11 protein-coding genes and 2 pseudogenes are annotated in these 12,453 nt (G+C 63.2%); 5 read left to right on the forward strand and 8 right to left on the reverse strand.

The genetic code is table 11. The features are described from left to right. Nucleotides 1-21: 21 nt before the first annotated feature. Nucleotides 22-582 carry a TetR/AcrR family transcriptional regulator gene (locus tag GSQ79_RS28630; protein ID WP_158812133.1) on the forward strand — a complete coding sequence of 187 codons (561 nt, stop codon included), beginning with the start codon at nucleotides 22-24 and terminating at the stop codon, nucleotides 580-582. A 39-nt stretch (nucleotides 583-621) separates the two neighbouring features. Here GSQ79_RS28630 and GSQ79_RS28635 read toward each other — a convergent pair whose 3' ends face one another. Next, nucleotides 622-1,566, reverse strand: coding sequence for an enoyl-CoA hydratase-related protein (locus tag GSQ79_RS28635; protein ID WP_210253250.1), 945 nt, complete (start codon nucleotides 1,564-1,566; stop codon nucleotides 622-624). A gap of 446 nt (nucleotides 1,567-2,012) precedes the next feature. On the opposite strand from GSQ79_RS28635, the gene GSQ79_RS28640 reads away from it, so the two are divergent. From GSQ79_RS28640 to GSQ79_RS28650, 3 genes are all read left to right on the forward strand, one after another. Then, a complete protein-coding gene (locus tag GSQ79_RS28640) occupies nucleotides 2,013-3,506 on the forward strand; it encodes an MFS transporter (protein WP_158812134.1) in 1,494 nt (497 codons plus the stop codon). A 177-nt stretch (nucleotides 3,507-3,683) separates the two neighbouring features. Then, nucleotides 3,684-4,151: a MarR family winged helix-turn-helix transcriptional regulator gene (locus tag GSQ79_RS28645; RefSeq protein ID WP_210253251.1), complete on the forward strand. Its 468-nt coding sequence runs from the start codon at nucleotides 3,684-3,686 to the stop codon at nucleotides 4,149-4,151. Between the two features lie 326 nt (nucleotides 4,152-4,477). Further along, nucleotides 4,478-5,035 (forward strand): MarR family winged helix-turn-helix transcriptional regulator, encoded by a 558-nt coding sequence (locus GSQ79_RS28650; protein ID WP_158812135.1) that lies wholly within the window; start codon nucleotides 4,478-4,480, stop codon nucleotides 5,033-5,035. 42 nt (nucleotides 5,036-5,077) lie between these two features. Here GSQ79_RS28650 and GSQ79_RS28655 read toward each other — a convergent pair whose 3' ends face one another. The 7 genes and pseudogenes from GSQ79_RS28655 to GSQ79_RS28685 form a co-directional block, all read right to left on the reverse strand. Continuing rightward, on the reverse strand, nucleotides 5,078-6,415 hold the full coding sequence (locus GSQ79_RS28655) for a cytochrome c (protein WP_158812136.1): 1,338 nt from the start codon (nucleotides 6,413-6,415) through the stop codon (nucleotides 5,078-5,080). Beyond that, nucleotides 6,412-8,580, reverse strand: coding sequence for a xanthine dehydrogenase family protein molybdopterin-binding subunit (locus GSQ79_RS28660; RefSeq protein ID WP_158812137.1), 2,169 nt, complete (start codon nucleotides 8,578-8,580; stop codon nucleotides 6,412-6,414). Before GSQ79_RS28660 ends, GSQ79_RS28655 begins: the two co-directional genes overlap by 4 nt. Continuing rightward, a complete protein-coding gene (locus GSQ79_RS28665) occupies nucleotides 8,577-9,029 on the reverse strand; it encodes a (2Fe-2S)-binding protein (RefSeq protein WP_158812138.1) in 453 nt (150 codons plus the stop codon). The genes GSQ79_RS28660 and GSQ79_RS28665 overlap by 4 nt, the downstream gene beginning before the upstream one ends. 757 nt (nucleotides 9,030-9,786) lie before the next feature. Continuing rightward, nucleotides 9,787-10,056 carry a hypothetical protein gene (locus GSQ79_RS28670; protein WP_158812139.1) on the reverse strand — a complete coding sequence of 90 codons (270 nt, stop codon included), beginning with the start codon at nucleotides 10,054-10,056 and terminating at the stop codon, nucleotides 9,787-9,789. Nucleotides 10,057-10,355: 299 nt separating this feature from the next. After that, nucleotides 10,356-10,838: a cyanase gene (cynS, locus tag GSQ79_RS28675; protein ID WP_158812140.1), complete on the reverse strand. Its 483-nt coding sequence runs from the start codon at nucleotides 10,836-10,838 to the stop codon at nucleotides 10,356-10,358. Nucleotides 10,839-10,902: 64 nt separating this feature from the next. Continuing rightward, nucleotides 10,903-11,694: a sulfite exporter TauE/SafE family protein gene (locus GSQ79_RS28680; RefSeq protein ID WP_158812141.1), complete on the reverse strand. Its 792-nt coding sequence runs from the start codon at nucleotides 11,692-11,694 to the stop codon at nucleotides 10,903-10,905. 30 nt (nucleotides 11,695-11,724) lie between these two features. After that, nucleotides 11,725-12,192 (reverse strand): annotated as a pseudogene (locus GSQ79_RS28685) (MBL fold metallo-hydrolase); the annotation flags it as partial. A 71-nt stretch (nucleotides 12,193-12,263) separates the two neighbouring features. On the opposite strand from GSQ79_RS28685, the pseudogene GSQ79_RS28690 reads away from it, so the two are divergent. Next, nucleotides 12,264-12,453 (forward strand): annotated as a pseudogene (locus GSQ79_RS28690) (IS3 family transposase); the annotation flags it as partial.

Genomic DNA, 12,453 nt, shown 5'->3' on the forward strand with positions numbered 1-12,453 from the left:
CGTTATCCGGGAGATGTCGTATTGAAGGTCAGTCGAGAACAGGTCGCTGCGAACCGCCGGCGTATACTGGATGCCGCGAGACGCTTGTTTCGCGAGCGTGGCATCGTGGGCGTGAGCGTTGCAGAGGTGATGCAGGCGGCAAAGCTTACGCACGGCGCGTTCTATGGCTATTTCGGCTCGAAGGACGATCTGCTGGCACAGGCGTTCGACGATGCTGACCAATCGACCGGCACCACCTGGGACGACAAGGCGCGGCGTGCCTACCTCGACCGCTATTTGAGCGATGCCCACCGTGACGATCCAGGTGACGGCTGCGTCTTCGCCGCGCTGTCGCACGATGCAGCCACAGGCGCGCCGCGACTTCGCGGCGTTATGACAAGCCGTTTGGAGAGGTTCGTTGCCGCGCTGAGCTTCGCGGCAGACGGAACGGATGCCGCAACGCGTCGGCGGAATGCCGCGGCCGACGTTGCGACCATCGTCGGCGCCGTCGTTCTAGCCCGTCTCGCAGACGAACCTGCCCTGTCGGACGAAATTCTTGCCGCTGCCCGGACCCGGCTCCTCGCGACGGGCGATCCTGAATAAGGCTTCAACCGGACTTGCCGGCCAGGTCACCTCCCCGGGTCATTCGTCGTTGTAGACCGCCTTGCGCTTCTCGGCGTGGGAGCGGATGCCTTCCTGGAAGTCCTTCGTCCTGTAGAGCGCAGCTCGTTGAGCGGGCAGGGCGGCGAAGGCTTCGTCCTCACCCTTGTCTATGGCGAGATGGGCGGACGCGAGCGTCGCCTTCACGGACTTCGGCGCGCAAGCCGCGATCTTCATCGCGATGTCGATTCCGATCTGCAATGCCGCTTCTGGAGTTGCTCCGACCTCCTGGAAAAGACCCATCCGCCGAGCATCCTCCGCGCTCCAAGGGTCACCGGTCAGGAGGTAACGCATCGCCTGCGCCCAGCCTGCTTCCCGCACGAATCTGATCGTCCCGCCGCTACCCGGCATACGCGCTTGGGCATTCTCGGTCTGCGCGAACCGCGCGTCGGCGGACGCGATGCGGACGTCGCAGGCGATGCAGAGCTCATGGCCGATGTTGAAGGCGTTGCCATGAGCGACGACGACGACAGGTTTCGAGATCCTGGGCTTCGACTTTCCCCACGGGTCGATCGTGTGCGGCTTGACGATCCGGTCGTCACCGGAATTGATGACGGCGGCGAAAGCGGCGACGTCGATGCCCTCGCAGAAGTTTACGCCGCGACCGAACAGCACGGCGGCCCTGAGAGACGGATCGTGCTCGTATTCGTAGTAGGCGCGCGACAGCGCGAGATGGGTCGATGGATCGATTCTGTTGCCCTCGCTTGGCCGGTCCAAGCCGATCATGACGATCTGGCCGCGTCGCTCGACGGTCACCGTCGACCCTGTTCCGCTCGGGACGTCCCGCATCGCGAAGCTTTCCCCCGCCGACCCACGGCCGGTCTCCGCATGGTCGGCCGCCTCCAAGTCGGGGACGGTCGCGAGGCTGACCGATGCCGCCGCGAGAAGGGCACTGCGACGCGAGAGCTTTGGTGAACGTAAGTCCATTTTTTCTAAACTCCAATGGGAGGCCGGTGCGTTGGGCCTCGGAGAATGTGGTCGCATTGTTGTTGCGACTCGGTATCGGTTCCGTCGGTCCCTGCGCAAGCGCGCAGTAGAGACGTACGTCCTTTAGCGCTCCGTCTCCGTCGATGATGACGATCGGACATCGGGTCAAGACCGCAAACGGCGTCCATACGGTCTACATTCGCTCCACCGCTACGTGCCAGATTTGCAAAAGGGGCGTATGCCCTTTATTAACTCAAATCGCCGGCTTTGAAGCCTGATGAGATATTCGAGCCGTTTGTCGGATTAAGGAGCAGCCATTGAGCCGGGCGTCCCGCGCAGTCGCCGAACATGATGAGGGCGCCACACCCTCCGAGGGATTCGTTGGCTCACGAATTGGATCTGCTGGAAACGCGCTCGTACTCCTTTGCGTTTCGATCCCGTCCTTCATGATAAATCTAGACTCGAACATCGTCGCGGTTTCGCTTCCGTCGATAGCGCGTTCCCTCAAGGCCGACTTCGCCGGAATCGAATGGGTGATAAGCGCCTACACGCTCACGTTCGCGTCGCTCGTGCTGCCCGCCGGTGCCTTGGCCGATCGATATGGCCGTAAACGGATGCTTGTTATCGGATTGGGCATCTTCACTTTCGCTTCGGTGGTTTGCGGCGCGGCGCCAAACGTCGGTGTCCTCAACGCGGCCCGCGCCGTTCAAGGCGTAGGCGCCGCCATTCAGCTTAGCGCCGCGCTGGCGACCCTTTCGCACGTGTTCCGCGGGCCGGCCCGCGCCCGCGCCTTCGCCTTCTGGGGATCGGTGATCGGCATCGCTATTTCCCTCGGTCCAATCGCAGGCGGTGTGATCACGCAGGTCGCCGGTTGGGAGTGGGCGTTCTATGTAAACGTGCCCGTGGGCGCGGTGATGATCGCGATGACCCTCTATGCGGTTGAAGAGTCCTGCGACCCGGATGCGAAGCGGATGGACATCCTGGGCTTTATAACCTTCAGTGCCGCCCTGTCGCTCATAACCTTGGCGCTCATATCCGGAAACCGCCACGGTTGGACCAGCGGGGACGTTCTTCTGGAAGCCGGATCATCCGTCATGCTGTTCGCTGGCTTTCTTGCGGCGGAATCCATGCAGGAGCGACCGATGCTCGATTTGGCGCTGTTCCGCCGCCGGACCTACCTTGGGGCGAACATCGCGGCGCTTGCGTTCGCAATGGCGCTTCTGACGATGCTGACTTACCTTCCGATTTACTTTCAGAGCGGGCTCGGCTACGGGCCGCAGGCGGCCGGGCTCTTGATGCTCCCCATGGCGGTCCCCCTGTTTCTCGTACCCCGTATCGTGGCTGCGGCCCTCACGCATCGTCTCAGTGGCAGGGCCCTCCTGACGATGGGCCTTGGCCTAGTCGCACTCGGTTTGCTTTGGATGGCTTTCGAGGCGAACCGATTCGATTACCGCGCCATGCTTGGAGGCATGCTGATCGCCGGCACCGGCGCTGGGATACTCAATGGCGAGACCGCAAAGGTAGGTATGACGGTCGTTACGCCGGAGCGCGCAGGCATGGCCTCCGGGGTCGCCGGGACGGTGCGGTTCAGTGGGATCGTCATCGGGTTCGCGGCACTGGGGGCGATCCTCTTCAGCCGAGTTTCAGCCTCCGTATTCGGAGCGCTCCGCGATGCGCCCCAGGTCGCACGCCTCAGCCTGGTAAGACGCGTGATGGCCGGGGATCTTACCGGCGCTTACGACGGCGTCGCGCCGAACGCGGTGCTTCACGACCTCGCCTCAAGGAGCTTCGGTGCGGGATACCAGGCCATCCTGCTCGTCGCTTCTGCGATCGCCGCGATTGCCGCGATCCTGAGCTGGCTGCTCGTTGGATCAGCTGAGACCGCGCCCGTACAGCGATTCATACGTGATTCGATGCCCGAGCAGATGCCTGTGGAATGAACCGCATGACACCGGATGCGGGTATTCGTCATTACAGCGGAAGGGTCGGGTAGGCCATGATCGGCCAGCACCGCGTGGGGGACGCCTTTATGGTGGTAGCCGGATCTTTGCACGGTTCGACGCCGCCGTCCGCGTCGGATACGTATAAACGCCTCTACGGCCTGAAGGAGATCGACGATGCCGAAATCCGGATTGATCGAAGTCGATGAAAGCACGTGCAACGCCACGGCAATGCGCAAAGCATCCAGACGTCTTTCATCGATGTATGACGAGGCGCTCATGCCCTGCGGATTGAAGTCGACCCAGCATGCGATCCTGTCCGAGTTGATCCGCCGGCGCCGCCATCCTCCAACCATGCGAGAACTTGCTGACGCCTTGATCATGGACCGATCGGGCCTGGGCCATAACCTCCGGCCCCTCGAAAGGAGCGGCTTCATCGACCTAAGGACCAGTCACGAGGACCGCCGTAGGCGCCACGTGGTCTTGACGCCTGTCGGAATATGCAAGTTCGATGAGGCCAAGAGGCTTTGGAGTGCAGCCCAGCGACGCTTCGACCGAGCTTTCGGGAAAGACAAGGCAGCGGACTTGCGATCGACCCTCCTTCAGATAGCCAAGGACGAACGTCTCGGCGTCGGAATAAGGTAGAGTAGGCGCTTTTTTAGAGGCTCCATCGAAAGCTTGGTGCGTGGCTTCCCAAGAGTCATTCAACGGCTTTAGGACAAACCGTCCGTCAAAATGAGTGACCCCCCGTTTCACCATCCGAGCCGACCGAGAAGTGACCGGAGGCCGCTACGCGACGGGCTTAGATGGGCGGCAGAATTACGCCCACAGAAGCTTTGTGTCGCTCGCTATGGCAAATCGCGGATTGAAGGCGCAGCTCCGCCGTTAGTAGAACCGTCCAAAGCATCTCGATAAATTTATGGGCCTGCAATATCCCGGTCTGTTTTAGATACCGGTGGCGAGTGTTACGGATGAACGCCATGGAAGCTCTAGGTACCTGTGGCAATGCGTCCCTTCGGAAGGCAACCCGACGCGTCGGTCAGCTCTTCGACGACGCCATGAGGGCTGGCGGTCTCCGGGCCACGCAGCAACACCTTCTTGCGCAGGTGTCCGCCATGCAGGCGCCGACAATGAAGAAGCTCGCCTCTGCGCTTGTCATGGACCTCTCAGCGCTTGGACATACGCTACAGCCACTCCTGCGCGACGGTTACGTGCCTCTTTCGGTCAACAAGGACGACCGCCGCAGCAAACTCGTCATGATAACGGATCTCGGACGGTTGAAGCTTGAAAGCTCCACGGTCCTCTGGAGGGACGCGCATTCGAGATTCGAGGCTGCATTGGGCAAGGAAAGAGCGGAGCAGCTCCTCGAGATCCTGGACGCGGTGGCTTCACCTTCGTTCTCCACCGCCTTTCGGAATTTCGAAGTGTTGCGTAACGCAGAGAAGTCGCAACGTGGGGTCGAGACGGCGTCACGTCCGCGAAGATCACGACCAGCCCTTCAAGCGTCCATCGCGCGTCCGCCAAAGTAAAGTCCGACGATACATCGTCCCGGCAGCCTTCGTATCCCAGCTTCAGCGCAGCTGCCGAAATCTGGCGACGTCGGCGGGGCCGATCGGTCGGCCTGCGGTGCCGAACCGCGCCGTGACGTAATTGGCGAGATCGGCAACCTCAAGATCCGTGTAGGCCGGTCCGAACGCCGGCATGTAGGCCTGGGTCTTGCCGACCAGATCGTGGTTGCCGGTGAGGATCATCTGCACGACGTTGACGGCGCTCGGATCGTTGACGGCGCGGGCGCCGGTGAGCGTCGCGTTGGCGGTCAGAGCGCCGCTGCCGGTCCAGTCGTGGCAGCTGGCGCAAGCGCCGGCGAACAGCGCCTTGCCATGCGGATTGCCGTCCGGCCCCTTGGCGGCGCTAGCGGGCGCCGGGCCGGCGAGTGTCGCAGGCAGCGCCGGATCGGCGATCGGCGGCACGGTGCGGAGGTAGGCGACCACCGCCTTGACGTCGCCCGGCGTCAGGTGGGCCAGGCTCATGTCGACGGCCTCGCGCATCGGCCCGGCCGGCGAGCCGCGCCCGGCGGCATGTCCGTTGGTAAGATACGAGGCGAGCTGCGCCTCGCTCCAGCTGCCGATGCCGGTCGGCTTGTCGCTCGAGATGTTGTAGGCGCGCCAACCATCGGCGACGGCGCCGGCGAACTTCTTGCGATTGTCGATGGCCTGGAACAGATTGCGCGGCGAGTGGCATTCGCCGCAATGCCCGGCTGCCTCGACGAGATAGGCGCCACGGTTCCACTCCGGCGCGCGATCGGCGACCGGCTCGAAGCGGGTATCGGCGTCGAACATCGCCGACCAGACCGTCATCAGCAGGCGCTGGTTGAACGGGAACACCAGCGTGTTCTCCGGCGCCACGGCATGGATCGGTTTCACGCTGAAGAGGTAGGCCTTGATCGCCAGCACGTCGTCGTCGGTCAGCAGCGTGTAGGCGGCATAGGGGAACGCCGGATAGAGCGGCTTGCCGCCGCGCCCCACGCCCTTATGTACGGCGCGCAGGAATTCGGCATCGCTCCAGGCGCCGATTCCGGTTGCCTGGTCGGGCGTGATGTTCGGCGAGAACAGCGTGCCGAAGGGCAGTTTGAACGCTCGCCCGCCAGCGAAGGGAACACCGCCGTCCGTGGTGTGGCAGGCCTGGCAGTCGGCGGCGCGTGTCAGATATTCGCCGCGCATGACAAGGTCCGCGTGGGCGAGGTCCGGCGGTGCGCCGGTCACGGACGGGCCGGTGTAGGCGGCGAGCGTGACCCGCGGGCCCTTGGCGAAGTGAATGGGATCGCGGCCAAGCACCGTCCAGGCAATGAAGCCAATGCCGACAACGGCGACGAGACAGGCCAGCCCCATTAGGATCTTGATCGTCCTCATGCCGACCTCTTTTTCGCCAGGAGGGTCGGGTCGATCGGCATGCGCTGGATCTGCACGCCGGTCGCGGCATAGATCGCGTTGGCGACCGCCGGCATCGCCGCCACGGTCCCCGGCTCGCCAATGCCGCCGGGCGCTTCGTTGCTCGGCACCAGATGCACCGCGATGGTCGGCACCTCGTTGATGCGCAGCATGCGGTAATCGTGGAAATTGCTTTGCTGCACGCGCCCGCGCTCGATCGTGATCTCGCCGTGCGACGCTGCGGTGAGGCCGAAGATCAGCCCACCCTGAATCTGCGCAACCACCGTGTCGGGGTTGATGATCGTTCCGCAATCGACGGCGCTGGTGATGTGCTTCACCGTAACGACGCCGTCGTCCGCGACCGCGACCTCCGCGATCGTGGCGACGAAGCTGCCCATGACGAACTGAAACGCGATGCCGCGGCCTGTGCGATCCGCCAGCGCGCCGCCCCAGCCGGCCTTTTGCGCAGCGAGATCGAGCGTCGCAAGGCCGCGCGGGTTCTTCGCCAGCAGCCCCCGGCGGAAGGTCAGCGGATCGCTTCCTGCCTGCCGCGCCAGCTTGTCGATAAAACTTTCCGCCGCGAAGATCGTGCTGTTGGGCCCGACGCCGCGCCAGAACGCAGTCGGCACCCCGGCCATCTCGTGGCGGACGTAGTCCACGCGAAGGTGGGGAATGTCGTAGGGAAGATCGATGGCCCCATCGACGGCGTCGACGTCGATGCCGTTCTTGAACGCCGGCGGCAGATAGCGCGCGATGATGGCTGGGCCGACGACGCGGTGCGTCCAGGCGACGAGCTTGCCGTTCTCCACCCGCCCGCCCATCACGTTGCGATAGACCGGCCGGTACATGTCGTGCTGGATATCCTCTTCCCGCGTCCAAACGACCTTCACCGGCCCGTCGACGTGCTGGGCGATGCGCACGGCAACGCCGACGCCGTCCTCTTCCAGCCGGCGGCCGAAGCCGCCGCCGATGAGGTGGTTGTGGATCGTGATCTTTTCGGGCGGCAGACCGGTGATGGCGGCCGCAATTCGCTGCGCCTTGGTCATCACCTGGATGCCGACCCAGATTTCGCAACTGTCCGGCGTCACGTGCACCGTGCAGTTCATCGGCTCCATCGTGGCGTGGGCGAGAAGCGGCAGTTCGTAGCTGGCCGTAATGACGCCATCGCCCTTCAGCGCGGCGTCGACATCGCCGATCTTCTGCGCCGTCACCCCGTCCGCTTCCGAGGCCTTGCCGATCGCACCCCAGAGATCGACCGAGCTGAGTGCGGCATGCGGCCCGTCGTTCCACTGGATGTCGAGCGCGGCCAGCCCGAGCTTTGCCGCCCACATATGATCGGCAACAACCGCCACCAGCGTGTCGAGCTTCACCACCTGACGTACGCCCGGCACGGCAAGCGCAGCCTTCTCGTCGCAGGCCCCCAGCGTCCCGCCGAACACCGGACAGGACGCGAGCGTCGCGAAGCGGACGCCGTCAGGCAGCGCGTCGATCCCGAACACCGCCTTGCCGTTGACCTTGTCCGGTGTGTCGAGGCGCTTTGCCGGCGTGCCGATCAGCTTGAAGGTTTTGGGGTCTTTCAGCACCGGGCTTTCCGGCCGTGGCACTACGCTGGCGGCATCGACCAGCGCGCCATAGCCGAGCCTGCTGCCGCTGGCGTCATGGATGACCGCTCCGGCCTCGGTCCGGCAGGCGGCAGCGTCGACGCCCCAGGTCTGGGCTGCCGCGGTGACCAGCATCGCGCGGGCGGCGGCGGCGGTCTTGCGCATCGGCATGAACAGCGCCCGGACAGACGTCGATCCGCCGGTCATCTGAATGTAGAAGATCGGGTTGCCGTAGAGCTTGTCGTTGGGCGGCGCCTCCTCCGTCGTCACCTGGCTCAGCGGCACATCGAGCTCTTCGGCAAGGATCATAGGAATGGCTGTGTGGATGCCCTGGCCCATCTCCACCTGGCTCATGATCAGCGTCACGCGATCGTCGCGGCCGATGCGGATGAAGGCGTCCGGCGCGAAGACGCCGCTGGCGCTTGCGGTCTGCGCCTTCGCGGCGCGCGGCAGCGAAAACCCGAGCAGCAGGCCACCGCCGGCGACCGAGGCGCCTTGCAAGACAGCACGGCGCGATGGCGCGGCGTGATCGGACAGCCGGCTCATGATTGCGCCGCTTGCTTGATGGCCTCGCGGATGCGGATGTAGGTGCCGCAGCGGCAGATGTTGCCGGCCATCGCCGCGTCGATGTCGGCATCCGCGGGCTTCGGGACCGCCTTCAGCAGCGCCGTCGCCGACATGATCTGCCCGGACTGGCAGTAGCCGCATTGCACGACTTCGGCCTTGAGCCAGGCCTTCTGGATGCGCGCGCCCTCCGGCGTTGCGCCGATGGCCTCGATCGTCGTCACCGCCTGATCGCCGAGCGATCCGACCGGCAGCATGCAGGAGCGGGCCGGCTTGCCGTCGAGCTGCACCGTGCAGGCGCCGCATTGCGCGATGCCGCACCCGAATTTCGTGCCGGTCATCTTGAGCACGTCTCGCAGCACCCAGAGCAGCGGCATGTCCGCGGGAACGTCGAGCTGATGCGTATCGCCGTTGATGTGCAGGGTCTGCATGCAACCTCCGAAATCAAGTTCCTCACAGCCGCCAAAGGAAATTTGGCGCCCATCAAAGCGGTCTTGAATCAACCGGGCCTGATCGCGACTTGCGAGTCGAGTAAAGACCCCGGCTTGATACCGGTCAACATCATATGATGAACGTAATCGGATTGCTACTCTCAATATGGCCTGCTGCTATCAGACGCTGCATAATCCGGTCGGCAGAATCCGACGATGCAGTGCAGATCGATAGGTGCGTTACGTACGAGATAGCATGTCGCCGCAGCGTTGTTCCTATGCAGAGCAACGGGGCTCCTGCAGATGTCCGATTTGTGATCACACCGGAGTCGAAGCAGGTAGGACGTCTGCATGGGTTATGGATTATCCAGCTACCAGCCGTGCATCTTAGCGTTTGATGCATGGTTAGAGCCGCCAAATCCCCCAGCTTGGCGGCTCGCCTCCCTCGCGTACAAGGGCACGACCTCCAGAATCGGCCTCCATTCAGGAAGGGCGACACTCCCGACTGGATTCGTTCCTACCGTTCGCGACCTTGCTAGAGAACGGCAGAGACCGTTGGCCGGCCTGCGCGGAACCAAGCAGGGAGCTCGACGACGGAAGCGCCGTAGGCAAGGTGACTGGTCCGTTTATAGCTAGGTTTAATACAGAGAAAATGTGGCTCGGCTCGATGTAGCACTGATTTCGCCGAGAGCTCTTTATCCCGCCGATTACATACTCCTGACTGGGCGAGACCGCCTTTCCTGCCCTCCTTTCCAGGCTAATCGAACACATCTCGTTCGTTGTTCTCGGCATGCCAAAGCGCTTCTCGCAATTCCGAAACGACAGCACGCGCTCTTCTCTCGTCAGATGTTGTAGGTTGATGATGTCGCAAGACCACCTTAGCGGCTTCGTACCGCTGATCGGTCTCGGATTTGACCGGAGCCCAGATGATCTGGATGGCTTCTGCGTAAGTCATCGCAGCCCGCAGATAACGCTTCGTCGATCGCAGGCTTTCATTTCGTGAAGCGCGAAGATAGAGCAGCGTCATGCCGGATCGAACAACTTTTTGTGTTGTTTAGAGGCCTCGGTGTAACCTCAAATCGGCATCACTCCGACAATAGTCGTTCCACGGTTCTTAAGTTTAAAGCCATCGGGACTAAGCGCCCCGGGCAAGCTGCAAGAGCTGACGATCGGATGCCATTCGTAGCTTCAAGACCTTGCATGACACCGTCCCAATGATGTTGATGAGGGCGTCATCTCAGAGAATGATAGTCCAAGTTGATTGTTCGAAGGATGCGGGCCGCGTTTTCTCTGATGAGAGGGCCCGCATTCTGCACCGGCGCGCGGTCACTCCTCTTTGTAGCCGAGCATCTGGTTGTTACCGGTAGCACCGTAGTACTTGAACGGTAGGAACTTGCCCGACATCGTCATTTGAACGCGATCGCCCTTGGGATCTGGCAGGCGGACCATGTCGAGTTCGAAATCGATCGCCGACATGATGCCGTCGCCGAACTCCTCCTGGATCAACTCCTTCCAGGCGGCCCCGTTGATCATGACGAGCTCGTAGAAGCGGTATATCAGCGGGTCGGTCGGCGGCATCGTTGAGCCACGCATCGGGGCTTCGTTGAGCAGCCGCTTCTCGGACTCGGTGAGGCCGAACAGTTCGCCGGCCTTCTCGCATTGCGGCTTGGTCAGCTTCATCTGTCCCAGGCACGCTCCGACGATGAGGACCTCGGACATGCCGCCGATCTCCTCGACGATGTGCTTCCAGGTCCAACCCTTCTCACGCTTGATGTCGAGGAGCTTCTCGGTAAGATCTTGGCGTTTCATTTAGTCTCCGTTGGTTGCGTACGCGCGACATCGCGCGATTCCTGATGGAATAGGGTATAGCGGCTCATGCTCGTCCGAGGCTCCGGCACAGCACGTAGGCCGCGACGACGAGGATGAGGCCGGAGAACAGCGTCTTGAGCGTTCCTTTGTCCGCCGACATGCGGCCTGCGATCGCGCAGCCGGCGTGCCCGCCCGCAACGCCCCCGACGATGAACAAGACGGCGAGCGGCCAATTGATCAGGCCCGAGAGCGCATAGCTCAGCGTCGTCGTCAGGCCGAAAGCGCAGACGGCGACCAGGGACGAGCCGACGGCGTTGAGCGTCGTCATGCCTGTAGAAGCGACGAGGCCCGGAACTATGAGGAATCCGCCGCCGATGCCGAAGAACCCAGACACGACTCCCGTCATCGCGCCGTAGCCGAAGACCTTCGGCAGTTTGTCCCGCGTGCACGCCGCGCCTGCATCGCCGCAATTGGCCCGCGACCGGAACACCAGGATGCCGACGACGACCATTAGCAGGGCGAACAGCGCGAGCAGCTTTTGACCGTCGAGCGCCTTGCCCAGCGTCGAGCCGAGAGCGGCGCCAGCGACGCCGGCGGCGCTAAAGAGGCCGGCGCAATGCCATCTGACGTTACCGCATCGGGCATGGGCGTGCAGCGCCGTCGCCGCGCTTGCTGCTAATGCCAAGGCGCTCGTCCCGATCGCGACGTGGGCATCGGGAACGCCGACGACGTAGACCATCAGGGGAACCGCGAGGATCGAACCGCCGCCACCGAACAGGCCGAGCGTGCAGCCGACGATCGATCCGGACGCGAGGCCCAGCCCGTAGTGCAGGGCGTCAAGCACGGCCAGCACCATGCGCGCTTGCGGCTTTGATAATCGAAGCGCTCATGGCTGCACCGAACCCGCCAGCGCGTCCAAAGGGAAGATGAGGTGCCGTCGGCCGGCTGCGTCTGGAACGGGCAGCCTCCCGCCCTGGATGTTGACCTGGAGGGCGTGCAGGATCAGCCGCGGCATCGGGAGTGTCGCGTCGCGCTCGCGTCTCCGTTCGACGAACTTTGTGCGGGTCGGCTTGGAGGAGAGATGGATGTTTCGCGCCTTCTGCTCTGCGACCGAACTCTCCCAGCGCGCTTCGCGGCCGCCAGGCCTGTAATCGTGGCCGGTGAAGAGCCGCGTGTCCTCGGGAAGGGAGAGGATCTTACTGATCGAATCGTGCAACCGCTCCGCGCTGCCTCCCGGGAAGTCGGCCCGCGCCGTCCCGCAGTCGGGCATGAACAGCGTGTCGTGGATGAACGCGGCGTCGCCTATGACGTAGGTGATCGACGCAAGGGTATGGCCGGGCGAGAACAGGATGCGCCCTTCTGGTCTGCCCCCTCTGAAGTGGTCCTCCTAGAAGTATGGCATTTTGCCACGAGGAGGATCGATAGATGCCGAAGAAGAGACACAAGCCGGAAGAGATCGTCGCGAAATTACGTCAGGTCGATGTGTTGGTCTCACAAGGTAAGCCCGTTGCTGAGGCCGTCCGCTCGATCGCGGTGACGGAGGTCGCCTGCTATCGGTGGCGTCAGGAGTATGGCGGCCTGAAGGGCGACCAGGTGAAGCGGCTGAAGGATCTCG

Source organism: Beijerinckia sp. L45, from assembly GCF_009765775.1.
Lineage (GTDB): Bacteria > Pseudomonadota > Alphaproteobacteria > Rhizobiales > Beijerinckiaceae > RH-AL1.